This is a genomic window from Actinopolyspora sp. BKK2 (genome assembly GCF_011291845.1).
GTDB lineage: Bacteria > Actinomycetota > Actinomycetes > Mycobacteriales > Pseudonocardiaceae > Actinopolyspora > Actinopolyspora saharensis.
The window spans coordinates 77,945-102,086 of record NZ_JAANTE010000008.1 but is presented as its reverse complement, the minus strand read 5'-3'; the positions used below and the strand labels follow the sequence as shown (position 1 = coordinate 102,086).

Genomic DNA, 24,142 nt, shown 5'->3' with positions numbered 1-24,142 from the left:
GCACCGGAGGTGGATCTCACCTCGCTGCTCGCCGCGGCCACCCCCCGCGAGCGGCGACGGCAGCGGGGAAGGCGAGGGCGACCAGCACGGCGCAGGTCACGAATCCCGCGGGATAACCGCTCGCGGCCACCACGGCCCCCAGCCCCACCGAGCCGACCCCGTTGCCCGCGTCGTAGGCGACGTTCCACGCGGTGCTGGCCGCTCCGGGGTCGGCGCGTTCGAACATCAGCACCAGCGCCGCGTTCTGCAGCCCGCCGAATCCCGCTCCCAGCGCCAGCGCACCGAGCACGGCGAGCCACCCGGCGCCAGCGCTGCCCAGCGCGAGCAGCGCCAGTCCGGCAGCGGCCAGCGACATCGCGGGCAGCGGTACGTGCCCGGAACCGAGGCGGTCCCCGAGGTGTCCCGCGACCCACCGGAACCCGACGGTCGCGATCCCGAAGGCGAGCAGCCCGGCCGATCCCGTCGTCGCTCCCGTGGCCAGCGGCAGGAAGGCCACGAGACCTCCCGCGGCCACCGAGACCGGGGCCATCGCCAGCCAGGGCGCGGCGAGCTCGCGCAGCGGGAAGCCGCCTGCCGCCTCGCCCGCCGACTCCGGCCTCCCCGACTGCTCGTCGACCCCGCCGATCCCCAGCGCGGCCACCGCGGTCACGACGGGCACCGCCGCCGCGATCCAGAACAGCGGGACGAAACCCAGCGTCTCGGCCAGCCAGACCCCGACCGGCAACATCAACGCGTGGGGAGTTCCCACTGCCAGTCCGTAGAGTCCCGCGGCACGCCCGCGGTGGTGCGCGGGCACCAGCTCGGCCACCAGCGCGCTGCCGGTCACGGTGAGCAGCCCGAAACCGATCCCGCGCAGCCCGGAGACGGCCAGCAGGCCGGGCAGTCGTGTGAACAGCCCGAACAGCGGCGCCCCCAGTCCCAGCAGCAGTGTTCCGCCCCCCAGCAGGACTCGCGGGTCACAGCTGCGCAGCAACCAGGGCATGAGCAGCTGGGTCAGCACCGTGACCAGCATGAAAACGCCGTTGGTCAGCCCGGCGCCCGTCTCGTTCTCCCCCGCGCGCACCGCCCACAGCGGAACCACCGGCAACAGCAGCACGTACCCGGTGAAAGCTCCCAGGGTGACGATCAGCAGCATCCCGAACGAGCGCCCGTAGCCCGTCCGGGCCGCGCCCGGCGCCGGGGTGCTCAACGGTGCGTCTCCCCCGGGAAGCGGCGGTATTCCGCGAGCAGCTGCGTTTCGGCCGCGTCCAGGTACTCCTCGAGCCTGTTCGCCGCATCGAAGCGGTGACCCGCCCCGACCAGCTCGGCGATCCGGCGGTTGTTCTCCAGGTAGGGCTCGTGGAACTCCCGCAGCTCCGGCATCGCGTGGAAGGCCAGTCGCAGCTCGGCCAGCAGCTGGCGCATGGTCTCGTCCACCCGCGGGCTTCCGGCCAGGGCGGCCACGGCCTGGTGGAAGCGCATGTTCGCCGTTCCCACCTCGTGCCACTCGCAGCGGCGTGCCGCTCGCTCCCCCGCGTCGACGGCGCGCCCGAGGTCGGCGACCCGTTCGGGGGCGGGTTCCTCCGAGGTCCGCAGCGCACCGGTCTCGAGCAGTCGCCGGACGCGGTACAGGTCGACGACCTCGTCGACGGACAGCACCCGCACGAACACTCCCCGGTGGAACTCGTGCACCAGCAGCCGTTCGTGCACCAGCAGCCGGAACGCCTCGCGCAGCGTGTTGCGGGACACCGCGAGCGCGCGGCCCGCGCTCTCCTCGGACAGCCGGGTCCCCGGGGCGAGTCCCCCCTCGAGAACGCGCTGGCGCAGCAGGTCCGCCACTCGCTCGGCGGTGCTCGTGCGATCGAGCAGCTCCCGGTCGGAGGCGAGCAGCTCCACCCAGTCCTCGGCGGTGCCCATCGTGCCCCCAAGCGGATGTGGTGGTTCTTCCCGGTGCACCCGCCGCGTGCGCTTCCTGGCGACATCGACGGGTCGGGGGGAGTTTACCGGAGCGATCTCTTGACATGCAGCAAAATTGTTCAACAATTCACTTGTTCATCTGTAATCACTTTCGGGCAACGCGAGGATGGGAGCGCCGTGACCGAGGAGACCACGAGCCCGCCGAGAGCGGCGGCCAAGCGGGGGACGCTGCTCGGCGCGGTGTTCCTGATGGCGACCAGCGCCATCGGTCCGGGGTTCATCACCCAGACGACCGAGTTCACCGTGCGGCTCGGAGCCGCCTTCGCCTTCGCGATAGTGCTGTCGATCCTGCTGGACATCGCGGTGCAGCTCAACGTGTGGCGGGTCATCGGCGTATCGGGGACGCGCGCGCAGGACCTGGGCAACCGGGTGCTTCCCGGGCTCGGTTCGGTCATGGCCGTGCTGGTCGTGTTCGGCGGGCTGGTGTTCAACGTGGGCAACCTCGCCGGGGCCTCCCTCGGACTGGACGCGCTGCTCGGACTGAACGTGAAGATCGGCGGCGCCGTCTCGGCGCTGATCGCGCTCGGTGTCTTCGCGAGCAGGCGCGCGGGGGTCGCCATGGACCGCCTCGTGCTGGTGCTCGGCGTGCTGATGATCGCGCTGACCGGATACGTGGCCGTTTCCTCCTCCCCGCCCGTCGGGGAGGCGCTGCGGCAGACGGTGCTGCCGCAGCGGATCGACTTCCTGTCGATCACCACGCTGCTCGGTGGCACGGTCGGTGGTTACATCACCTATGCCGGAGCGCACCGGCTGGTCGACGCCGGGATCAGCGGCCCCGAGCACGTCGGGGAGATAACGCGCAGCTCGGTCACCTCGCTGCTGGTCACGGGCGTGATGCGCATCGTGCTGTTCCTGGCGCTGCTCGGCGTGGTCGCCGGAGGGGCCACGCTCACGAGCGGCAACCCCACCGCGGAGGCCTTCGGGCACGCCGCCGGAGCCGTGGGCACGCGCCTGTTCGGGGTGATCCTCTGGTCCGCCGGGATCACCTCCGTGATCGGCGCCGCCTACACCTCGATATCGTTCCTGTCCACGCTGTCCCCCGCCCTGGAGTGGGGCCGCTCCTGGCTGGTGGCGGGATTCATCGCGCTGTCCACGGTGGTGTTCCTGGTGCTGGAGCAGGCACCGGCCACGCTGCTCGTGCTGGCCGGGGCTCTCAACGGGCTGATCCTGCCGGTCGGTTTCGGGGTACTGCTGTGGGTGGCGGCCCGACGCCGGGACCTGCTCGGCGGCCACCGGCACCCGCGCTGGTTGCTGACGATCGGCGTGCTCGCGTGGCTGCTGACGTTGTACCTCGGGCTCAGTTCCCTCAGAGGTATGGCGGCCCTCTGGAGTTGACGGCTCGCGGCGGAGCGGAGCTCCGCGCGGGTGGGCCGTTCCGGCACGTGAGCCGCTCGGACCGGACCCCGGCACCCGGCACCGAGCGAGGGCCCTCGCCGGAACGCCCGGGGAGCGCGGCCGGGGACCGCCCCGGAGAGCGAAGGACGAACTAGGACCCGGTCAGCCGGGCGGAATCCCGTTGAAAGGATCTCGGTCATGGATCTCAACGCCGACCTCGCCGAAAGCTTCGGCCGCTGGGAACTGGGCGACGACGAGGCGCTGCTGCGCATCGTCACGAGCGCGAACGTGGCGTGCGGGTTCCACGCCGGCGACCCGGGGGTGATCCGGCGGGCGTGCGCGTGGGCGGCCCGGGAGGGAGTCGCGATCGGTGCCCAGGTGGGCTACCGGGACCTGCTGGGGTTCGGGCGGCGCTTCGTCGACATGGCGCCCACCGAGCTCACCGACGAGGTCCTCTACCAGATCGGCGCCCTGGAGGCGCTCGCCGGAGCGGAGGGGGCCGAGGTCTCCTACGTGAAACCGCACGGCGCGCTCTACAACGCGATCGTGAGTCACCGCGAGCAGGCCTCCGCCGTGGTCGAGGCAGTGCACAGCTACGGCCGGGACCTCGCTGCACTGGGACTTCCCGGTTCGCTGTGGCTGCGGCTGGCCGAGGAGCGCGGACTGCGCACCTTCCGGGAGGCCTTCGCCGACCGCGCCTACACCCCCGAGGGCACGCTGGTGCCCCGCAGCGAGCCGAACGCGGTGCTGACCGACCCGGAGGCCATCGCCGCGCGCTGCCTGCGGCTGGCGCGTGCGGAACCGATCGAGGCCGTCGACGGCAGCGAGCTGGAGGTCGCGGCCGACTCGATCTGCCTGCACGGTGACACCCCGGAGGCCGTGACCATCGCGCGAGCGGTGCGGGATCGACTGGTCGCGGCAGGCACCACCCCCACGCCGATAGTCCGGAGGTGACCCCGTGCGCGTCCTCCCCCTCGCCGACGCGGGACTGCTGGTCGAACTGGACGACCTGGAAAGCGTGCACGCGCTCTACTCCGCGTTGTCCCGCTCCAGCCTCCCCGGGGTGACCGATCTCGTTCCCGCGGCGCGAACCCTGCTGCTGCAACTGGATCCGCGGCACGCCGATCCGGTCGAGCTCGAACGCGTGGTGCGCGAGACCCGCCCCGATCCGGGAGGGATTCCCGAGAAGGAGCTGGTGCGGGTTCCGGTCGTCTACGACGGGGCCGACCTGGGAGAGGTGGCCGAGTTGACCGGACTGAGCGAACGCGAGGTGGTCTCCGAGCACACCGGCACCGACTGGACGGTGGCCTTCGGGGGGTTCGCCCCCGGCTTCGGATACCTCGCCGGAGGCTCCCCCGGGCTCGAGGTCCCGCGGCGCTCGGAATCGCGCACCCGGGTTCCCCGGGGCGCGGTCGGCCTGGCGGGGAAGTTCAGCGGGATCTACCCGCGCTCCTCCCCCGGCGGATGGCAACTGATCGGACGCACCGAGCTGGAGATCTGGAACACGGACCGGCAGCCACCGGCCCTGCTCCGGCCCGGGGTCCGCGTGCGGTTCGAGGAGGCGCGTTGAGCGATCTGCGAGTGCTGTCCACCGGGCCGCTGGCGACCGTGCAGGACCTGGGGCGTGCCGGGGCCGGCGACATCGGGGTGGGAGTTTCCGGTGCGGCCGACCGGGGATCCCTGCGGCTGGCCAACCGGCTGGTCGGCAACCGGGAGGAGGCCGCGGCGATCGAGATCACTCTCGGCGGCCTGGCGCTGTGCGCTCGACGGGCGCTCACCGTGGCCGTGACCGGAGCCGACTGTCCGATCGCAGTGGACGGACGTGGGGGCGCGGTGAACACGGTGCTGCGCGTACCCGCCGGTGCGGAACTGACCACGGGAGCACCGGAACGCGGTTCGCGGGCTTACCTGGCCGTGCGGGGCGGTGTCGACGTGGAACCGGTGCTCGGTTCGCGCTCCACGGACACGCTGTCCGGTCTGGGGCCGGATCCGCTGCGCGCCGGGGACCTGCTGCCCGTGGGATCTCCCCCCGCGGACTTCCCCGTCGTGGACGCCGCCCCGGTTCCGGGACCACCAGCTGGGGATCTCGAGCTGACCGTGGTGCCGGGGCCGCGGGCCGACTGGTTCACGGAAGGAGCGCTGTCCACGCTGTTCAGCGGGACGTATCGGGTGACTCCGCGGAGCGACCGGGTGGGTATGCGGCTCGACGGCCCGCTGCTGGAGCGCGCCGGCGCCGGGGAGCTGCCCAGCGAGGGCATGGTCTCCGGAGCGCTGCAGGTCCCGCCTTCGGGCGAGCCGACGCTGTTCCTGGCCGACCACCCGGTGACCGGGGGCTATCCCGTCATCGCGGTGGTTCGTTCCGCCGACGTCGACAGGGCGGCCCAGGCTCGCCCCGGACAGCGCCTGCGCTTCCGCCCGGCTCGGTAGCTCGGTCGACCACGCTCACTCGAAACGTTTCGCGCGGAACGTTCCCCGAAGTCGGCACCGCCGATCCCTCAACAGGAGCTCCCACCCGAGAGATCCACACCAACGCGAGCGCTTACGAGCCTGAGCAGTCGGCACCGCCGCGAGCAAACCGAGCCGAGCACCCTCGTCAAGTGAGTTCGTTCAACTTGCGCTGGGCTTCCTCGAGCTCGCGCTGCAGCTGTTCGACCCGGGCCCGCTGGTGCTCGCGTTCCGCTTCGAGCAGGGGCTCCACTGCCGCGGCCACGTCCTCGTGCAGGGCCTTGGCGGCCTGTCCCACCGCCGAGGCGGGGATCTCGGTGGGGCGCAGCACCCGCTTCTTGCCGTTGCTCACCTCGACGGTCCACTGCCCGTTCGAGCCCGCGATCATGGTCACCGAGGCGCCCGTGGTGCGGCTGGCTCCGCTCCTGGCCGTGGTGCCGCTCCGGGAGGTGCTCGACCGCTTGGAGCCTGCCGTTTCCTTCCCGCCGGACTGCTCGGAGGAGGTGCTCGCGGTGCTTCCGCTCGAACCGCTCCCCCGTCCGCTCGCGGACCTGGTGGAACCGGCCGATTCGGTCGCGGTGCCGGTCGTCGAAGTCCCGCTCGTCGCGGTTCCCCTCGACGAGGAGTCCCCCGCCGAGGAACCGCCCGCGGAGTCGGTCTTCGTCGAGGTCGTGGCTGTCGTGGAGCCGCCGCCGGTGGACGCGGCCGACGTGGCACCGGAACCGGAGGCCCTCCGCGACGAGCTCTTCGTCGCGGACTGCTCGGCTCCCTTGCCCTGTCCGGCACCGCTCTGTCCGGCACCGCTCTGTCCGGAGCTCTTGTCCCTGCGCTTGCGCGCGGGCTTGTCCAGAGTCACCTCGGCCGCCGAGAACGAGAGCACGTCCTTGGAACCGGCGGGGCGCACCTGCAGGAACTCGCCCTCTGCCGGTTCGTCCATGGACACCACCTTGCCGGAGCGCTCGGCGTCCACGCCGACGGCCGAGGCGGTGAACCAGACGGTCGGCGTTTCCCCGTTATCCAGTTCCTCACGGAGACCGTGAATCTGTTCGGACGACAGTGCACGGGCCTCGGACATCGGCTTCCCCCGAGTGGACAACGGCATTCACCCGCGACGGCCGCCGGAACCTCCGAACGCCGGTGGTTCCCGGAGCACGACGGCTCACGGAATCCACTCCGCCGGGCGGCGGCCTGCGAGTTTGCCGGGATGGGCTCACACGAACTGACTGCGGAAGTTTATCGAACGTCCGTGCGAATGCTCAACGCGCCCCCGAGCGCTGAATCTCGTAGTCCCTGGGGTCGGCCTTGCGGGTCTGCCACCAGTAGTTCCAGGTGAAGCCCGGCCACAGGGTCCGGTTCACGCCGTTCTCGTCCAGGTACCAGCTCTGGCAGCCTCCCGCGGACCACACCGCCCCCTTGAGCCGCGACTGGATCCGCGAGTTGAACTCGTCCTGCGCCGACTGCCGCACGTCGGCCTGGGTGAACTCGCCGCGCAGCATGGGGCGGAGGATGCTGAGCACGTAGTTGATCTGGCACTCGATCATGAACACGACCGAGTTGTGCCCCAGCCCCGTGTTCGGCCCGAGCAGGAAGTACAGATTGGGGAAGCCGGATACGGTGATCCCCTTGTGCGCCTCCATGCCGTCCTTCCACGCGTCCTGCAGCTTGCGCCCGCCGCGGCCCACGATCGACAGGTGGTCGAACGCGTCGGTGACGTGGAAGCCGGTGCCGAAGATGATCGCGTCCACCGGGTGCTCGACCCCGTCGCCGTCGACCACCGAGTTCTCGCGAACCTCGGACACGCCGCTGGTGTTTAGGTCCACGTTGGACTGGTTGAGCGCCGGGTAGAAGTCGCTGGAGAGCAGGATGCGCTTGCACCCCATGGCGTAGTCGGGGGTGACGGCTTCCCGGACCCTCCTGTCGTGCACCTGCTTGCGGATGAACCGCTTGGCCAGCCACTGCGATATCCGCTGCAGGCGCGGTTCGCGCAGCACGGCGACCGAGCGGAACTCGAGGGTCATGTAGATGACGAAGCGCACCGCGCGCTGCAGCAGGGGCAGCCTGCGGAAGGCGCGCTGGACCCGCTCGGGCAGCGGGCGGTCTGGTTTGGGCTGGATCCACGGCGGGGTGCGCTGGAACAGGTTCAGCTTCGAGACCTTCTCGGCGACCTTGGGGACGAACTGGATGGCGCTGGCCCCGGTGCCCACCACAGCGACGCGCTTGCCCGTGAGGTCGTAGTCGTGGTTCCAGTCCGCGGAGTGGAAGCTCTCCCCCTGGAAGCGCTCCAGGCCGGGCAGCTCGGGGTAGTTCGGGATGTGCAGCGCACCGAGCCCGGAGACCAGGGCCCTGGCGACGTACTCGGTCCCGTCGGCCGTGGAAACGTGCCACTGGTGGCTGTCCTCGTCCCACTCCGCGCCGGTGAACTCGACGCCGTAGTGGATGTGCTCGTGAACCCCGTGCTTGTCGACGCAGCGCCGCAGGTACTCCTCGATCTCGCCCTGCTCGGCGAACATCCTCGACCACTCGGGGTTCTGCTCGAAGGAGAAGGAGTACATCAGCGAGGGGACGTCACAGGCACAGCCCGGGTACGTGTTGTCCCGCCAGGTCCCGCCGAGGTCGTCCGATTTCTCCAGCAGGACGAAGTCGTGGATGCCCTCCTTCTTCAGCCGGATCGCGGTGCCGAGCCCGGAGAAGCCGCTTCCGACGATGACGACGGAGGTGTCGTGTCGGCGCTGTTCCCGCTGTCGCTTACCCATCCCCCGATACCTCCCGAGTCGAGCGAAGTGATCTTACTAACCGGTAGGCTACTACGAGTAGGGTTACTTGCGGTAGGGTGATTTTCGTGGAGACCGCCCAGCAACCCAGTTCCGGTCGCAAGCGAATGTCCAGGGCCGAGCGGGAGCAGCAGATCCTGCGAACCGCCGAGGAGGTGTTCGCCACCCGCGGCTACCAGGCTGCGTCGATGGACGACATCGCGCAGCGGGTCGGGCTGTCCAAACCGATGCTCTACGAGTACTTCGGTTCCAAGGACGGGCTGCTGCTGGCCTGCCTGGAGCGGGCCAAGCGGGAGCTGCTGGAGTGCACCTCGGCCGCGGCCGCAGGCGCGAGCGACCCGGAGCAACTGCTGCACGACGGGCTGCTCGCCTTCTTCCGCTTCGGCGAGGAGCACGCGCGATCGTGGGCGCTGCTGCGCAACGAGTCGGCCGTTCCCGGGACGGGACTGGACACCGAGCTGGAGGCCGTCCGCAGACAGCAGGTCGACTTCACGGCGAACATGCTGCGCAGTTCGCTACCGGCGACCGAGGAGTCGCGCCTGGAGGCCTTCGCCGAAGCGATCATAGGTGCCTGCGAGCGGATGGCGCTGTGGCGGGAGAGCCGCCCGGAGGTCACCCCCGAGAAGGTCACCGAGCACCTGATGGCGTTGATCTGGCCGAGCCTCTCCGGGGAGCTGGGGCAGAAGAGCGAATCAACCTCGAACTCACACGATCAGGCGTAAGAGGTCAACAGCCGCTCAAGATCGTCTGCAGTGCTTCCGATGCGAGCGCGTAGGTCGATTGTCACGCCCGAACACGTCCCTCCGGTCGACGTGGTCTCGGCGTGTCGACGACCAAGCCCGTTACCTCGGATTTCAAGGAGTACTGATCTTGCGCCCCTGGACCACGCGCACGTTGAACGCTGTTGTGGTGGCCGCGGGGTTCGCCGCAGTCGGAGCGGGGACGGCTGCGGCCGACTCCCCGGAGGCCACGACGCCGGACCTCGCCAAGCCGGACCTCTCGCAGGTGCCCGACGAGATCGGGTTCACCGCCCCGGTGGACACCTGCCAGAAGCCCGATGTCCCCGGTGAGCAGAAGGTTCCCTGCGCGGACACCACGCTGCACGCGAACGCGCCGAACCTCGTCAAGGAGGTCGGCAAGGAGATAACCAGGGCGAGCCACGGCCTGGCCAACGAGGTGCGTGACGAGGAGCCCGCGCTGGAGTCCGGCGAGGCGAGCAGGCTGCTCGGCCAGGTCGGGGCCACCACGAAGAAGGTCGACGAGCTGAGCAAGACCCGCCCCGAGGTCGGGGTCAACGTGCGGCCCGAGGACACCGGCGTCCTGAAGAGCAAGAGCGGCGAGGGCGAGCTGCTCAACGCCGAGGTCGGCCCGCGCGGTTCGAACCACGAGGGCATGTCCGCGGCCGACACGGCCGTGGACGCCACTGTCGCTCAGGGTTACGAGGCCAAGCCGCTGACCAACCCGGTGGGCACCGTCACCCGGGCGGTGAGCGATTCCCCGCTGACCAGCTCGCAGAAACCGGTGGAACTGCCCGAGGTCGGGCACGTGGTTCCGGCCGCGAAGCAGTCCCCCGCTGTGCGCAAGCTGGACGACAACCCCTCCGGGGCCGTGCGTGACGCGGTCACCGGCCTGGTCAAGAACCCCTCCGAGACCCTCTCCGCGGGAGAGGGGACCAGCCTCGGCGGGCGCACGCTGCCCGTGGGCGACGTGCTGCGCTCCGCGGGAGCGCTGAACTGAAGCACCCCGAGCGAAACGCCCGGGCGCGGACGAAGCAGTCCGCGCCCGGGCTTGCTCGTCCGACCGGGTCGCCCGGTGCGGAGCCGCCCTCCGGCACCACCGCCGAATTCCGGGAATTCCGGTCCGGAACTCCCGACCAAGAGCTCCGCTCCAACCCAGGTGCTTACGAGCCTGAGCAGTCGGCACCGCCGCGGGTCCTCTCGGGGTGCTCTCGCGAGGAAGGCCCGACGTTGTGTAGGTGGCTACCCGATGTCGGGCCTGGCCGCAGCGAGAGCCCGCGAGAGGTTCCGCCACGCAACCACCCAAGCAACCGGCACCGCCGACCATCCGTCAGGCAGCAGTGGCCGAAACAACTTCCCCATCGGGCTCACCCACGTCGAACACCTCCCCGGTGTCGGCCTTGGCGACCAGCGAGGCCGGGGGGTCGAACCTGCTGCCGTAGCGCTCGGCGAGTTCCCGACAGCGCCGCACGAAACCGCGCAGCCCGCCCGGGTACCCGTTCATGTACTGCACGACTCCTCCGGTGGCCGGCGGAAAGCCGATTCCGAAGATCGAGCCGATGTTGGCGTCCGGCACTGAGGTGAGCACGCCCTCGTCCAGGCAGCGCACGGTCTCCAGCGCCTGAACGAACAGCATGCGTTCCTTCAGGTCGGTGAAGGCGATCTCGGCGGGGTCCGTGCTGCCCGCGCCGAAGTGCTCGGCGAGCCCGTCCCACAGGCCGAGGCGCTCGCCGTCCCCGGAGTACTCGTAGAAGCCTGCTCCGGAGGAGCGCCCCCTGCGGTCGAACTCGTCGACCATCCTGTCCAGCACCGAGTCGGCCGGGTGCCCGGTCCACGTGCCGCCCGCGGCTTCGACCGCCCGCTTCGACTCGTCCCTGATCTTGCGCGGCAGCGTCAGGGTGAGCTCGTCGAAGAGCTGCAGCACCGGTGCGGGGAAGCCCGCCTGGGCGGAGGCCTGCTCGATCGAGGCGGCGGACACTCCCTCCCCCAGCATCGCGACGCCCTCGTTCAGGAAGGTTCCGATCACCCGGCTGGTGAAGAACCCCCTGCTGTCCTGGACCACTATCGGGGTCTTGTTGATCTGCCGGACGACGTCGAAGGCCTTGGCCAGGGCCGCGTCCCCGGTCCGCTCACCTCGGATGATCTCGACCAGCGGCATCTTGTCCACCGGGGAGAAGAAGTGCAGGCCGATGAAGTCCTCCCGCCTGCTCACCCCCTCGGCGAGGTGGGTGATCGGCAGCGTGGAGGTGTTGGACGCGATCAGCGCGTCGGCGGAGACCCACTGCTCCGCCTCGGCGTAAACCCGGTGCTTGACCTCGGGGTCCTCGAAGACCGCCTCGATCACCAGGTCGCACCCGGCCAGCTGGTCACCGCTTCCGGTCGGGGTGATCCTGTCGAGCACCTCGTCGCGCTCCCGCTCGGTGATCCGCCCCTTGCCGAGGTCCTTCTCGAGCACTCCGGCCGAGTACTCCTTGCCCTTGGCTGCCGAGTCGGCGGACACGTCCTTGAGCACGACCTCCATGCCCGCCTTGGCGCAGACGTGGGCGATGCCCGCGCCCATCATGCCGCCGCCCAGCACGGCGACCTTGCGCGCCGACCACTCGGGCTGCTGCTCCGGCCTGCTCCCGCCGGAGTTGACGTGGTCGAGGTCGAAGAAGAAGGCCTTGCTCATGTTCTTGGAGGTCTGCCCGCAGAGCAGCTCCACGAAGTAGCGTCCCTCGATGGTGAGCGCGGTGTCCACGTCCACCTGGGCGCCTTCCACCGCGGCGCAGAGGATGTTCCTCGGGGCTGGCAGGTCCGCTCCCTTGAGCTGTTTGCGCAGGTTGGCCGGGAAGGCGGGCAGGTTCGCGGCGAACTTCGGGTCGGCGGGGGTTCCGCCGGGGATCTTGAAGCCCTTCCGGTCCCAGGGCTGGTTCGCCTCCGGGTTCTGCCGGACCCACTCCTTGGCGCGCCGCATCAGCGTGTCGGTGTCCTCGACGAGCTCGTCGATCAGACCGAGGTCGCGGGCCTTGCCCGGGCGCAACCGCTGCCCCTGGGTCAGCACCCCGAGCAGGGCGTCGGCTATGCCGAGCATGCGCACGGTGCGGACGACCCCACCGGCTCCCGGCAGCAGTCCGAGGCTCACCTCGGGGAAGCCGAAGCGGACCTTCGGGGCGTCCAGCGCTATCCGGTGGTGGCAGCCGAGCGCGATCTCCAGGCCACCACCGAGCGCGGTGCCGTTGAGCGCGGCGACGACGGGGATACCGAGGGTTTCCAGCCTGCGCAGCTGTTGTTTGGCCGTGTTGCTCGTCTCGACTGTTCTGTCCACGTTCTCCGGACGGGCCTTGATCAGCTCGCGCAGGTCCCCGCCCGCGAAGAAGGTGCTCTTCGCCGAGGTGATCACGACGCCGGAGATGCGGTCGCGTTCCTCCTCCAGGCGCTGCACCGTCGTCTCCATCGAGCGCAGGTAGCGCTCGTTCATGGTGTTGGCCTGCTGTTCGGGATCGTCGAGGGTGAGCACGACTATGCCGTCGGCCTCGGGCTCGTCCCAGCGAATGGTGCTCTGTTCGCTCATCGGTCCGTCCTTCGAAGACTCGGGGTTGACTGGTTCGCGCCGAGCGCGGCCTCGACCCCGCACCTGGGTGCTGGGGATCGGTGCGCGATTCGGGCGGGGTGCTGGTGCTCGTCGTGGAGCGGCGTTGACCGCGAGGTCACCGCTGGGGGACTGCTCGGTGCTGCTTCCCGCGCAGCGGGGCCTCTCGGTGACGACCGCGCCGGACGAGCGCAGGGCTCACTCGGTGACGCGCTCGACGATCGTGGCTATTCCCATGCCGCCCCCGATGCACAGGGTGGCCAGCCCGTAGCGCTGGCCGCGGCGTTCGAGCTCGTCGACCAGCGTGCCGAGGATCATCGCCCCGGTGGCGCCGAGCGGGTGTCCCATCGCGATCGCCCCGCCGTTGACGTTGACCTTCTCGTGCGGGACTCCGAAGTCCTTCATGAACTTCAGCGGCACCGCGGCGAAGGCCTCGTTGATCTCGACGAGGTCGATGTCTCCGATGTCCATTTCGGCCTTGCCCAGCGCCTTGCGCACGGCAGGCCCCGGACCGGTCAGCATGATTGTCGGATCGCCCCCGCTCAGCGCGGCGGAGACGACCCGCGCCCGCGGGCGCATTCCGCTCCGCTCGCCGAACTTCCTGCCCCCGACCAGCGTGAGCGCCGCTCCGTCGACGATGCCCGAGGAGTTGCCCGGGGTGTGCACGTGGTTGATCCGCTCCACCCAGTGGTACTTCTGCAGCGCGACCGCGTCGAAGCCGCCCATGTCGCCGATCCCGGCGAAGGAGGGTTCCAGCCCGGCGAGCCCTTCGGTGGTCGTGCTCGGGCGCACGTGCTCGTCGCGGTCCAGCACCGTCATCCCGTTGCGGTCGGTGACCGGCACGACCGATTCGGAGAAGCGGCCGTCGGCCCAGGCCTTGGCGGCGCGGGTCTGGGACTCCGCGGCGAAGGCGTCCACCGTCTCCCTGTCGAAGCCTTCGAGGGTCGCGATCAGGTCGGCCCCGATCCCCTGCGGGACGAAGGAGGTGTCGAGGTTGGTCTCGGGGTCCATGGCCCAGGCTCCGCCGTCGGTGCCCAGCGGGATGCGGGACATGGACTCCACTCCGCCCGCCAGCACGGCGTCCTCCCAGCCGGAGCGCACCTTCTGGGCGGCTGTGTTCACAGCTTCCAGACCGGAGGCGCAGAAGCGGTTGAGCTGGACACCGCTCACCGTTTCCGGCAGTCCCGCGGCGAGCGCGGCCGATTTGGCCAGGTCACCGCCCTGATCACCCACCGGGGTGACGACTCCGAGCACCAGATCGTCGAGCACCTCCGGGTCCAGGTTCGGGTGGCGCCGACGCAGCTCCTCCACGAGCCCGACCACGAGACTGATGGGTTTCGTCCCGTACAGCGCACCGGTTTTCTTGCCGCGACCGCGCGGTGTGCGGATCGCATCGTAGACAAACGCCTCGGACATGTGCGGGGTGCCTCCTCGTTGCGGCGGTCCTCCATGAAGAGTGTGACACCAACACTGTCACAGTCAATGGAGAGCGCTCGTGCGGGTGTCGCCCGCGGCCACCTCCCGCACGAGGGCCGGGGCGCGGGCCGCCGGAGTTTCCGCCGTGCAGCGCCCGCACCAACCGAACCGCCGCACCCGAACGCCTACGGGAGCATCCAGCTCAGCACCGGGGTGGACTGCAGGTAGACCAGCAGGCACATCGCGACCAGGAAGCCGAGGCTCCACGGCAGCACCCTGCGGAAGATGTCGCCCTCCCCGCCGGTCATCCCCACCGCTCCCGCGGCGATGGCCAGGTTCTGCGGCGAGATCATCTTGCCGAGCACCCCTCCTGATCCGTTGGCGGCCGCGGCGAGCACCGGATCGATCCCCGCCTTGTTGGCCGCCGTCACCTGCAGGGCGCCGAACAGCGAGTTGGAGGAGGTGTCCGAACCGGTCACCGCGACGCCCAACCACCCGAGCACCGGCGAGATCAGCGCGAACAGCCCGCCGGCCGCAGCCATCCAGTTGCCCAGCGTGGCCGTCTGCCCCGAAGTGTTCATGACGTAGGCGATGGCCAGCACCGACATCACCGTCACGATCGGCCACTTGAGCTGCGCGTAGGTGGCCACGTACCGGGTGGCTGCCGCGCGGGGGCCGATCCCCAGCACCGGGATCGTGAGCGCTCCCGCGATCAGCAGCAGCGAGCCCGCCCCGGAGAGCCAGGCGAAGTCGTACTCGACGAGCGCGAGGGGCTGCCCCGAGGGGTCGAGCACCTCCAGCCCCGGCCAGCGGAAGGAGACGGTCACCGCGTCCATGGCCTCGGCGATCGGGCGAATCTGGGCGAGCACGAAAACCGCGATTATGATCAGGTACGGCGCGTAGGCCCGCAGCACGGTGCCTCCCCGGTCGGCCGTGCGGGCCGCCGCCCCGGGGGCCTCGGCCATCTCGTGCTCGTTCGTGACGAGCTCGGGTGACCACCAGCGCAGCAGCAGCACGGTCGCCCCCGCCGAGACCAGGGCCGCGATTATGTCGGTCAGCGGCACCGAGACGAAGTTCGCGGACAGGAACTGCGCGAGCGCGAAGGTCCCGCCGCAGACCAGGGTGGCGGGCAGGGTCTGGCGCACTCCGCGCCACCCGTCGATGATCCCGACCAGCACCACCGGCACGACCACCGCCAGCAGCGGGGTCTGCCTTCCCGTCACCGCACCGAGTTCGGACAGCGGCAGTCCCGTCACGCTGGACAGCGTCACGATCGGCGCCGCGAGAGCGCCGTAGGCCACCGGCGCGGTGTTGGCGACCAGCGCGACCACCGCCGCCGTCAGCGCCCGGAAGCCCAGCGAGAGCAGCATGACCGTGGTGATCGCCACCGGGGTCCCGAAACCGGCCAACGCCTCAAGCAGGGCCCCGAAGCAGAAGGCGATGATCACGGCCTGGATCCGCCTGTCCGCGCTGACCCTGGCGAAGGACCGCTGCAGCACTTCGAAATCACCGGTGACCACGGTCATGTTGTAGATCCAGATGGCGTTTATGACGATCCACAGGATCGGGAAGAAACCGAAGGCCGCACCGAGCGAGACGGACATCAGCGCCTGCCCCGGCGGCATCCCGTACACGCCGACCGAGACGGCCAGCGCCACCGCCAGGGCGATCAACGAGGCCTTCCACGCCGTCACGCGGAAGATTCCCAGCAGCGCGAACAGGACTACCAGCGGTAAGGCCGCGACCAGTGCGCTCCAGCCGAGCGATCCGAGAAGCGGATCGAGGGTTTGCTGGTACACGAATCCCTCCAAGGATCCGGGAAAGAATTCCGGTCGGAGAATCTGCGGAAAGTGTTTCTCGGACAACTGCTCGGCGGAGTTCCCCGCGGCCCGTCCAGCGCTCCCACCGGGACCGAATTCGTGCGGGAATCCGCACGACACCGGACATTCCGCGCGAGAGCGCCACCGGAGAAACCGCGGCGGTTCCGCCGGTCAGCGTGGTGATTTCGGCGCCGGAAGCGCCGGGAAAACATCGATCCGACCGAGAGACAAGATCTCGGTCAGCGGTTCAGCAGGGATTCCGCTCTTTCCCCGCGCACGGCGGCGTCGAGAATCTGAACGGTGTGGGCGACGGGGAGATCCGCCCCCTGCTCGCGCAGCGCGGTGCGAATCTGCATCGAGCACCCCGGGTTGGCCGTCACGAGCAGATCCGCCCCGGTGTCGCGCACGTTCCGCGCCTTCATGTCACCCAGCTCGGCGGCGGCCTTCGGCTGCAGCAGGTTGTAGACCCCGGCGGAGCCGCAGCAGATCTCCCCGCGGTTGATCTCGCGCAGTTCCAGCCCGGGAACCCCGCGCAACAGCTCGCGGGGCTGCGACCGTATCCCCTGGCCGTGGCTCAGGTGGCAGGCGTCGTGGTAGGCGACCGTCAGGTTCAGCGGGTTCAACCGCGCGGACGGTCCGAGCTCGACCAGCAGCTCCGCGACGTCGCGCACCCTGGCCGACAGTCGCTCGGCGGCAGCGGCGTACCTCGGTTCGTCGGCCAGCAGTCGCGGGTACTCCTTCAGCGTGGATCCGCACCCGGCTGAATTGATCACCACGTAGTCGACCCCGGTGGAGTCGAAGGCCTCCACCGTCCTCTTGGCGAACTCCACGGCCTCCTCCTCGCGGCCGGAGTGCTCGCTGAGCGCTCCGCAGCAGCCCTGCTTGGCCGGGATCACCACCTCGCAGCCCTCGGCGGCCAGGACTCGCGCGGTGGCGTTGTTGACGTCGGGGAAGAAGGCGTGCTGCACGCAGCCGGTGAGCATGCCGACCACGGCTCTGCGCCTGCCCCTGGCGGGCACGCGGGTGGGCAGCCGGGAGGCGCGCCGGACGGGTGGGGTCAACGACTCCATGGTCCGCAGGTGGGCGGGCAGCTTGGCGAACAGCCCGGACCGGCGCAGCAGCGCGTCGAGCCGGAGTCGCTGGTACAGCGCCAGCGGCAACCGCAGCGCGCTCAGCCTCCGCTTGTAGGGGAACAGCCCGAAGATCAACCTGCGCAGCCAGCGCTGACCCGGTTCACGGCGGTGATTGCGCTCGACCTGCGCCCTGGTGCGGTTGATCAGCGACCCGTACTGCACCCCGGACGGGCAGGCCGTCACGCAGGCCATGCAGCCCAGGCAGTTGTCGAAGTGCTCGATCATGCTCCCCGAGAGGGGCTCACCGTCCAGGCCGGACTCCATCAGGTGGATGCGCCCGCGCGGCGAGTCCATCTCCTCGCCCCAGAGCTCGTACGTGGGGCAGGAGGGCAGGCAGAATCCGCAGTGGACGCAGTCGTCGATCAGCTCCCGCTGCGGCGGGTTGAACGCGTCGAAGGCTCCGTTCGGGTTCGCCGCGGCCTCCGTGGGGGCAACCGGTTGTCGTTGCTCGCCGGATCCCGGTTCGGGTGTTCGGTCGGTCATCACAGCCCTCCAACGAACCGTCCCGGTGCGAGACGGTGCTCGGGGTCGAACTGATCCTTGGTGCGGCGCATCAACGTGAGCGCTCCGGGCTGAACCGGTCCCCACACGTCGACGAGCCGTTTCACGCCTTCCGGGGCCCAGGACACGGTCGTGTGGCCGTCGAGCGCCGTCGTGCGGGAGCGGATCCCCTCGACGAGCGCGGCCACGGACTCGTCGGACGAGCCGTCGGCAACCCCCGCGTCGAGCACTGCGAGTCCGGCCGAGCCCCGCAGCGGGAGTGCCACGCCGGTTTCCTCCTCGACCCGACCGGCACCTTCGAGCAGCTCCGCGAGATCGGCCGGTCTGCTCGCCATCCGGATTCCCGTGCTCGCCCCCGGCTCCCCCGGGGGTCGTCCCCACCACTCGGGGGCGGTCCCGCTCACCTCGCACGTGCGCCCGAGCTCCTCACCCAGCGAACGCGCCAGCTCCGCGGCCCGCTCCCGGGTGACCCCGGAGCGCCCCTCCAGCTCGGCGCACACGGTGATCGGGCCCTGCCCCGCGGGACGGTCCAGTTCGACGGCGGTGGGCATCGCCCTGGACACGCGGAGCAGCCGAGCGGCCTCGGCCGCGGCCCTCGGGTCGGGAAGGGTGACCGCGACCCAGCGGCGCTCTTCGGCCAGTGGGTGCAGCCGGAATATCGCCTCGGTGACGACACCGAGCGTCCCGTAGGACCCGGTGAACAGTTTGCCCAGGTCGTAGCCTGCCACGTTCTTGACGACCTTTCCGCCCGAGCTCGCCACCGTCCCGTCGGCGCAGACCACGGTGATCCCGATGATCAGGTCGCGCACCCCGCCGTGCAGGTAGCGGCACGGCCCGGCGGAGCGGGTGGCGATCATCCCTCCGATGGTCGCCGTCGGGTGCGGGTCCTCGAGGGACAGCTGCTGTCCCGCCCCGGAGACGGTGCGCTGCACCTCCCGCAGCGGTGTTCCCGCCTTGGCGCGCACCACGAGGTCCCCGGCGGCGTGCTCGACGACCTCGTCGGCCGCGGAGAGGTCGAGCAGCAGGTCCGCGCGTTCGGGCGACTCACCGCGGTCGAGCTTGCTGCCGCCTCCCCTGGGGACCACGCTCATCCCGTGCTCGGCGGCGACGCGCAGCGCGGCCGCGGCCCGTTCGGTCCCGTCCGCGTGCACCACCCATCTCGGCCGGCTCGTGCCGACCCGGTCGGTCTCGGCGGCCTCGGTGACCCACTCGTGCCCGAGAGCCTCGCGCAGGGCTCTCAGGGCCGTTTCCTCGGTGACTGCACTCATCAGAACTGATCGGCCAATCCCGCTTCGGTCAGTGGGTGCACCCCGCGCCGCCGCCCCGGGGCCTCGCCGCACAGCCGCGGCGTGGGGAATACCTTGCCCGGGTTGCACAACCCGGCGGGGTCGAAGGCGCAGCGCACGCACTGCATGACGTCCAGGTCCCTCGCGGTGAACATCCGGCCCATGTAGCGGACCTTGTCGGCCCCGACACCGTGCTCACCCGTGATCGACCCGCCCTGCTCCACGCACAGCTCCAGGATCGCCCCGGAGACCTCCTCGGCGCGCTCGGTGGCGCCGGGTTCCGAGCCGTCGAACAGCACCAGCGGGTGCAGGTTCCCGTCGCCGGCGTGGAAGACGTTGGCGACCCGCACCCCCGACTCAGCGGACAGCTCCGCGATGCTCCGCAGCACCTCGGGCAGCGCGGTGCGGGGGATCACGCCGTCCTGGACGATGTAGTCGCGGCTGATGCGGCCGACCGCGGCGAAGGCCGACTTGCGTCCCTTCCAGATCAGCGCGCGTTCGGTCTCGTCGGCGGCGGTTCTGATCTCGAAAGCACCGTGCTCCGCGCAGTGCTGCCAGACCTCGGTGAACGTCCGCTCCACCTCGGGAGCCGGCCCGTCCAGCTCGACGACGAGGACGGCTCCGGCGCCTTCCGGGTACCCGCACTGCACGGCCTGCTCGGCCGCGGTGATGGACAGGGCGTCCATCATCTCGACGGCGGCCGGGGTGACTCCGGCGGCTATGATCGCCGAGACGGCGGCGCCCGCCTCGTCCGTGGAGGGGAACCCGGCGAGCAGGGTGCGCACGCTCTCCGGGGAGCGGAGCAGCCGCACGGTGATCGAGGTGACCACGCCGAGGGTTCCCTCGCTGCCGATGAACGCGCCGAGCAGGTCGTAGCCGGGTGCCTCGTGGGCCGCTCCGCCCAGTTCGACGAGCTCACCGTCGGCGGTGACCACCTCCGCGGCCAGCACGTGGTTGGTGGTGAACCCGTACTTCAGGCAGTGCGCCCCTCCGGAGTTCTCGGCCACGTTGCCTCCCACCGAGCAGACCTGCTGGCTGGAGGGGTCCGGGGCGAAGTAGTAGCCGTGGGGCGCGGCGGCCTTCGTGACGTCGAGGTTGATCACCCCCGGTTCCACGACGGCGCGTTCGTTGGCGATGTCCAGTTCCAGGATCCGGCGCATCTTCGAGGTCACGATGAGCACGCCGTCGGCCCGGGGAAGTGCCCCGGCGGACAGGCCGGTTCCCGAGCCGCGTGCGACGAAGGGAACTCCGTGCTCGGAGCAGGCCGCCACCGCGGAGCGGACCTGTTCGGCGTTCTCCGGCAGCACCACGGCCGCGGGCACCGTGCGGTAGCTGGCCAGCCCGTCGCACTCGTAGGTCCGCACGCGCTGCCGATCCGTGATCAGTGCTTGCTCGGGGAGCAGTTTTCGCAGCAGTTCGACACATCCGTCGAGGTCGGCGCTCGCGCCCTCCCGCGTGGGCGGCGCCGGTTCGGTGGACTCCATGGTCCGACTCCTCACCTCGCCTTCACCGCTGAACGAGCCCGGCGATGTAACGTGGATCATAGGTTGAATACAACTTGGATACAAGAGATCACCGAATTCGTTCGCGCGGCGACCGCGCCTCGAGCGCGATCACGCCGGACCGCGAGCACCGCTGAGCTGCGGTTGAACCTCGCGAAAGCCCCCGGAACGCGCTGAAGCGCCCTCGACGGACGGGCGGGGCGAGCCGCCGAGAGCGGGCAGCCGGCCTGCCGCGAGATCGCGCTGGGCGATGTCCGAGACTTCGGATCCGCGCCCCTCGGAAGGACGATACCGCGCCGCGAGTTCCTCCGACTCCGCGTCGCAGGGGCGAGCCGGGGAGGAACCGGGACGGGAACCGCCGCGGGCTCCGCGGGTCACCCGCTGTTGAGCACTCCCAGCTCGTCCAGGTGATAGCCGTTCGGGTAGCTGCGCTTCTTGCCGCGCCCGAGCTTGCTGTACCGCCGCGCGGGCAGCAACCGCTCGATCCCGCCGCGCAACCGGAGAGCGGTGGAAACGGCCCGCGTCTCCCAGTTCCGCGGCTGCGGGAACCCGAACGCCCTGCGCATCTCCGGCTCCAACCCGGCGATGACCCCGCGGGAGACCACACCGCGCAACGGACGCGGGAACCACCCGCACACCAGGTCCAGGTTGTCCTGCCCGACCACCCGGTTGCTCTCGGCGAACACGAAGTGCTCGGCCTCGTACTCCCGGTTGAACCGCTCGAACTCCGCGTAGCCGGGGATCGAGTGGATCCCCATCCGGGCGCCGACCCGCCGGTAGTGGTGGTAGGCGGCGGTGCGCTCGTGCTCGCTCAACCTCCGCCAACCGTAGGCGTCGATCCAGCGGATCGGCTCGTAGATGAAAGTGGACAGCACGTAGAGCATGTCGTCGTTGCTGATGTCGTAGCGCCCGTGCATCCGGTTGATCTTGCGCAGCGCCTCCTTGCCCCGCTGCGAGTCGTAACCGTGCCTGCCGATCTCCTCCATCAGCACCGAGGTGTCGTCGTAGCGCTTCTGGGTCCTGTGGGCGAACTCCCCGGTGCGCTGCAGCAGCTCCGAGATGCTCGGCACGCAGAAGGTCCGGAACAGCGCCAGCTCCAACGCCCGCGTGTAGTCCCAGGGGAACTCCATGCCCGCCGATATCCGGTAGATCAGCGTGTGCTCCCGCTCCGGGTCCAGGCTGCGGATCAGCCGCAGCCGAGCGTATCTGCCCAGCGGGTCGAACCGCGGTTCCACGACGTCGGGTTCGGACAACGCGCTCACCCCTGCGCCAACAACATGGGGATGTACTGCTCCTCCGCCGTCAGCGAACCGTGCTGCCCCCGCAGGGCGGACTCCTTCGGTTCGGCGATCGAACGGATTATCCCGTTGCGCCGCGCGAGCGCGATGACGTCGCCCATCCGCTCCCGCGCCGCGTCGCTCAACGTGCTGCCGAACCAACCGGCCTCGACGGCCTCCGCTGCGCTGACCACGAGCGCGTCCGGGCCCAGCCGCTCCCGCCACGCTGCGAGCACGTCCTCGGCGGCTCCCGGCTCGGTGTAGAGATGCCTGGCGCGGGCCTCCCCGCCGACCAGCCGCACCCCTTCCAGCAGGTCCGGATCGGCGTCGATGTCGGTGGACAGCTCCGGGTCGGCCCGGACCATGCCGTGATCGGCGACGACGAGCAGCGCGGTCCCGCCGGGCAGGCCTTCGACGATCGAACGCACCAGGGTGTCCACCTGGCGCAGCTGCATCCTCCAGGGCAGCGAACCGGGGCCGTGCACGTGCCCCAGCATGTCCAGCTGCCCGTGGTAGCCGTAGCACAGCACCGGGGACTTCCGCCCGAGCGACTCGCGCATCTCGGCGGCCAGGTCCCCCACCGCGCGGATTCCCCGGAACGTGCCGCCACGCAGCGCCGCCCTGGTCAGCCCGGTGCCCTCGAACTCGGCGGGCACGACCAGCCGTGTGTCCACACCGGAGGCACCGGCGCGCTCCAGCACCGGGGCGTTCGGCTGGGCCTGCTCCGGGGGCCACTCCTGCAGCATGCTCTGCCCGTTGCCGGAGGCGTCCTTCTTGGACCAGGACAGCGGGCGGAACAGCCCACCGCCGGGTTCGGCGAAGGAGTAGCCCACCACACCGTGCCGCCCGGAGCAGGTTCCCGTACCCAGCGAGCTGATGCTCGTGGCCGTGGTGGTGGGAAACCCCGCGGCGCCGGGCCTTCCCGTGTCCAGCGAGCTCAGCAGGGGCGCGTCCGCGGCGTGCTCGCGCAGCGACCGCCAGCCGAGACCGTCCACCAGCAGCACCGCCGCGCTCGAGCACTCGGGAAGGCCTACCGTGTCCGTGAAGCCCGCGACTCCCATCGCCCCCAGCGCCGAGGGGAGCACCTCGGACAAGCGCCACTCGGCATCATCGGGGGCGACGATCCAGTCCATCTCGCGAACCTCCTGACGAGTGCTGCTCCGCCAACTCGGTTGTCCTGGTGGTCACGTCGGCACCGGCGGAGCCGAAGCAGACCACCTCGGCAGTCGGCGACCTCTCCCTAGAAGCCTAGCTGCCTGCCGATGATCTCCTTCATTATCTCCGTGGTACCGCCGTAGATGGTCTGTACCCGCGTGTCCAGGAAGGCCTTCGCGATCGGGTACTCGAGCATGTACCCGTATCCTCCGTGCAACTGCAGGCACCTGTCCACCACGCGCTTGTTCATCTCGGTCAGCCACCACTTGGCCATGGCCGCGTGCTCGATGCTCAGTTCACCGCGGACGTGCTCGGTGACGCAGCGGTCGACGAAAACCTGCCCGATCTCGACCTCGGTGGCGATCTCGGCGAGCTCGAACCTGGTGTTCTGGAACTTGCCGATCGGCCTGCCGAAGGCGGTGCGCTCCTTGCAGTACTCCTTGGTCAGCTCCAGCGCCTTGGCGGCCCCGGCCGCGGAGGCCACGGCGATGGACAGGCGCTCCTGCGGCAGGTTCTGCATCAGGTAGACGAAGCCCTGCCCCTCCTCACCGAGCAGGTTCCGCGCGGGAACGCGGACGTCGTTGAAGAACAGCTCGGCGGTGTCCTGCGACTTCTGCCCGATCTTCTCCAGGTTGCGCCCGCGCTCGAAACCGGGTGCGTCGCTTTCGACGACCAGGAGGCTGATGCCCTCGTGCCCGGAGGACGGGTCCGGGTCGGTCCGGGCCACCACGATGACCAGGTCGGCGTTGATCCCGTTGCTGATGAACGTCTTCTGCCCGTTGATCACGTACTCGTCGCCGTCGCGCACGGCGGTGGTCCGGATCCCCTGCAGATCGCTGCCCGCCTCCGGCTCGGTCATCGCGATGGCCGTGACGGTCTCGCCGGTGCAGAAGCCCGGCAACCAGCGCTGCTTCTGCTCCTCGGTGGCCAGTTTCGTCAGGTACGGGACGTTGATGTCGTTGTGCACCGGCGCCCCGAAGCCGGTCATCCCGGCCGCGATCAGCTCCTCGTCCAGCACCACGTTGAACCGGAAGTCCTCGACGCCGCCCCCGCCGAAGCGCTCCTCGATCGCGGTGCCGAGCAGCCCCTGCGCGCCGGCCTTGCGCCAGGCGTCCCTGCTGACCACGCCCGCTTCTTCCCACTCCTGCAGGTGCGGAACCAGCTCCTTGGCTATGAAGGTCCGGCAGGTCTGCCGGAAGGCCTCGTGGTCCTCGTCGAACATTTCCCTGCGCATCTG

At 70.2% G+C, this 24,142-nt stretch carries 19 protein-coding genes; 6 read left to right on the top strand and 13 right to left on the bottom strand.

Annotated elements, in window-relative coordinates; genetic code table 11:
* Positions 1-16 precede the first annotated feature (16 nt).
* Entirely contained in the window at positions 17-1,189 is a 1,173-nt protein-coding gene (locus G9Q41_RS16745; RefSeq protein WP_165633499.1) for an MFS transporter, read from the bottom strand.
* Entirely contained in the window at positions 1,186-1,896 is a 711-nt protein-coding gene (locus tag G9Q41_RS16740) for a GntR family transcriptional regulator (RefSeq protein ID WP_165633500.1), read from the bottom strand. The genes G9Q41_RS16745 and G9Q41_RS16740 overlap by 4 nt, the downstream gene beginning before the upstream one ends.
* Before the next feature lie 177 nt (positions 1,897-2,073).
* On the opposite strand from G9Q41_RS16740, the gene G9Q41_RS16735 reads away from it, so the two are divergent.
* From G9Q41_RS16735 to G9Q41_RS16720, 4 genes are all read left to right on the top strand, one after another.
* A complete protein-coding gene (locus tag G9Q41_RS16735) occupies positions 2,074-3,291 on the top strand; it encodes an NRAMP family divalent metal transporter (protein WP_165633501.1) in 1,218 nt (405 codons plus the stop codon).
* Positions 3,292-3,489: 198 nt separating this feature from the next.
* Positions 3,490-4,245 carry a 5-oxoprolinase subunit PxpA gene (locus G9Q41_RS16730; RefSeq protein WP_165633502.1) on the top strand — a complete coding sequence of 252 codons (756 nt, stop codon included), beginning with the start codon at positions 3,490-3,492 and terminating at the stop codon, positions 4,243-4,245.
* Between the two features lie 4 nt (positions 4,246-4,249).
* Positions 4,250-4,861 (top strand): allophanate hydrolase subunit 1, encoded by a 612-nt coding sequence (locus G9Q41_RS16725; protein WP_165633503.1) that lies wholly within the window; start codon positions 4,250-4,252, stop codon positions 4,859-4,861.
* Entirely contained in the window at positions 4,858-5,718 is an 861-nt protein-coding gene (locus G9Q41_RS16720; RefSeq protein WP_207631356.1) for a biotin-dependent carboxyltransferase family protein, read from the top strand. Before G9Q41_RS16725 ends, G9Q41_RS16720 begins: the two co-directional genes overlap by 4 nt.
* 166 nt (positions 5,719-5,884) lie before the next feature.
* On the opposite strand, the gene G9Q41_RS16715 is transcribed toward G9Q41_RS16720, so the two are convergent.
* Both G9Q41_RS16715 and G9Q41_RS16710 read right to left on the bottom strand, forming a co-directional pair.
* Positions 5,885-6,811: a DUF6319 family protein gene (locus tag G9Q41_RS16715; RefSeq protein ID WP_165633505.1), complete on the bottom strand. Its 927-nt coding sequence runs from the start codon at positions 6,809-6,811 to the stop codon at positions 5,885-5,887.
* 181 nt (positions 6,812-6,992) lie between these two features.
* Positions 6,993-8,489, bottom strand: coding sequence for an NAD(P)/FAD-dependent oxidoreductase (locus tag G9Q41_RS16710; RefSeq protein ID WP_165633506.1), 1,497 nt, complete (start codon positions 8,487-8,489; stop codon positions 6,993-6,995).
* A gap of 125 nt (positions 8,490-8,614) precedes the next feature.
* Between G9Q41_RS16710 and G9Q41_RS16705 the strand changes: the two genes are divergently transcribed.
* Positions 8,615-9,229, top strand: coding sequence for a TetR/AcrR family transcriptional regulator (locus G9Q41_RS16705; protein WP_092527395.1), 615 nt, complete (start codon positions 8,615-8,617; stop codon positions 9,227-9,229).
* A gap of 148 nt (positions 9,230-9,377) precedes the next feature.
* Positions 9,378-10,244 carry a hypothetical protein gene (locus G9Q41_RS16700; protein ID WP_165633507.1) on the top strand — a complete coding sequence of 289 codons (867 nt, stop codon included), beginning with the start codon at positions 9,378-9,380 and terminating at the stop codon, positions 10,242-10,244.
* A 330-nt stretch (positions 10,245-10,574) separates the two neighbouring features.
* Here G9Q41_RS16700 and G9Q41_RS16695 read toward each other — a convergent pair whose 3' ends face one another.
* The 9 genes from G9Q41_RS16695 to G9Q41_RS16655 form a co-directional block, all read right to left on the bottom strand.
* Positions 10,575-12,797 carry a 3-hydroxyacyl-CoA dehydrogenase NAD-binding domain-containing protein gene (locus tag G9Q41_RS16695; RefSeq protein ID WP_165633508.1) on the bottom strand — a complete coding sequence of 741 codons (2,223 nt, stop codon included), beginning with the start codon at positions 12,795-12,797 and terminating at the stop codon, positions 10,575-10,577.
* Between the two features lie 216 nt (positions 12,798-13,013).
* Positions 13,014-14,231: an acetyl-CoA C-acetyltransferase gene (locus tag G9Q41_RS16690; RefSeq protein ID WP_165633509.1), complete on the bottom strand. Its 1,218-nt coding sequence runs from the start codon at positions 14,229-14,231 to the stop codon at positions 13,014-13,016.
* Between the two features lie 185 nt (positions 14,232-14,416).
* On the bottom strand, positions 14,417-16,030 hold the full coding sequence (locus G9Q41_RS16685) for an L-lactate permease (RefSeq protein ID WP_092527398.1): 1,614 nt from the start codon (positions 16,028-16,030) through the stop codon (positions 14,417-14,419).
* A 260-nt stretch (positions 16,031-16,290) separates the two neighbouring features.
* Positions 16,291-17,667, bottom strand: coding sequence for a heterodisulfide reductase-related iron-sulfur binding cluster (locus G9Q41_RS16680; protein ID WP_175455077.1), 1,377 nt, complete (start codon positions 17,665-17,667; stop codon positions 16,291-16,293).
* A complete protein-coding gene (locus G9Q41_RS16675) occupies positions 17,667-18,953 on the bottom strand; it encodes an FAD-binding oxidoreductase (protein WP_092523760.1) in 1,287 nt (428 codons plus the stop codon). Before G9Q41_RS16675 ends, G9Q41_RS16680 begins: the two co-directional genes overlap by 1 nt.
* Positions 18,953-20,455, bottom strand: a complete 1,503-nt coding sequence (locus G9Q41_RS16670; protein ID WP_165633510.1) for an FAD-linked oxidase C-terminal domain-containing protein — start codon at positions 20,453-20,455, stop codon at positions 18,953-18,955. Before G9Q41_RS16670 ends, G9Q41_RS16675 begins: the two co-directional genes overlap by 1 nt.
* Before the next feature lie 392 nt (positions 20,456-20,847).
* On the bottom strand, positions 20,848-21,735 hold the full coding sequence (locus G9Q41_RS16665; protein WP_165633511.1) for an oxygenase MpaB family protein: 888 nt from the start codon (positions 21,733-21,735) through the stop codon (positions 20,848-20,850).
* Positions 21,732-22,883: an alkaline phosphatase family protein gene (locus G9Q41_RS16660; protein ID WP_165633512.1), complete on the bottom strand. Its 1,152-nt coding sequence runs from the start codon at positions 22,881-22,883 to the stop codon at positions 21,732-21,734. The genes G9Q41_RS16665 and G9Q41_RS16660 overlap by 4 nt, the downstream gene beginning before the upstream one ends.
* A 107-nt stretch (positions 22,884-22,990) precedes the next feature.
* Positions 22,991-24,139, bottom strand: a complete 1,149-nt coding sequence (locus G9Q41_RS16655) for an acyl-CoA dehydrogenase family protein (RefSeq protein ID WP_165633513.1) — start codon at positions 24,137-24,139, stop codon at positions 22,991-22,993.
* Positions 24,140-24,142: the final 3 nt, after the last annotated feature.

Excerpts from the sequence above, each read along its gene's own strand:
- G9Q41_RS16655 (WP_165633513.1), bottom strand. The coding sequence starts at position 24,139 with ATGCGCAGGGAAATGTTCGACGAGGACCACGAGGCCTTCCGGCAGACC.
- G9Q41_RS16680 (WP_175455077.1), bottom strand. The coding sequence starts at position 17,667 with ATGACCGACCGAACACCCGAACCGGGATCCGGCGAGCAACGACAACCG.
- G9Q41_RS16730 (WP_165633502.1), top strand. The coding sequence starts at position 3,490 with ATGGATCTCAACGCCGACCTCGCCGAAAGCTTCGGCCGCTGGGAACTG.
- G9Q41_RS16715 (WP_165633505.1), bottom strand. The coding sequence starts at position 6,811 with ATGTCCGAGGCCCGTGCACTGTCGTCCGAACAGATTCACGGTCTCCGT.
- G9Q41_RS16690 (WP_165633509.1), bottom strand. The coding sequence starts at position 14,231 with ATGTCCGAGGCGTTTGTCTACGATGCGATCCGCACACCGCGCGGTCGC.
- G9Q41_RS16705 (WP_092527395.1), top strand. The coding sequence starts at position 8,615 with ATGTCCAGGGCCGAGCGGGAGCAGCAGATCCTGCGAACCGCCGAGGAG.
- G9Q41_RS16660 (WP_165633512.1), bottom strand. The coding sequence starts at position 22,883 with ATGGACTGGATCGTCGCCCCCGATGATGCCGAGTGGCGCTTGTCCGAG.
- G9Q41_RS16710 (WP_165633506.1), bottom strand. The coding sequence starts at position 8,489 with ATGGGTAAGCGACAGCGGGAACAGCGCCGACACGACACCTCCGTCGTC.
- G9Q41_RS16740 (WP_165633500.1), bottom strand. The coding sequence starts at position 1,896 with ATGGGCACCGCCGAGGACTGGGTGGAGCTGCTCGCCTCCGACCGGGAG.
- G9Q41_RS16670 (WP_165633510.1), bottom strand. The coding sequence starts at position 20,455 with ATGGAGTCCACCGAACCGGCGCCGCCCACGCGGGAGGGCGCGAGCGCC.
- G9Q41_RS16675 (WP_092523760.1), bottom strand. The coding sequence starts at position 18,953 with ATGAGTGCAGTCACCGAGGAAACGGCCCTGAGAGCCCTGCGCGAGGCT.
- G9Q41_RS16695 (WP_165633508.1), bottom strand. The coding sequence starts at position 12,797 with ATGAGCGAACAGAGCACCATTCGCTGGGACGAGCCCGAGGCCGACGGC.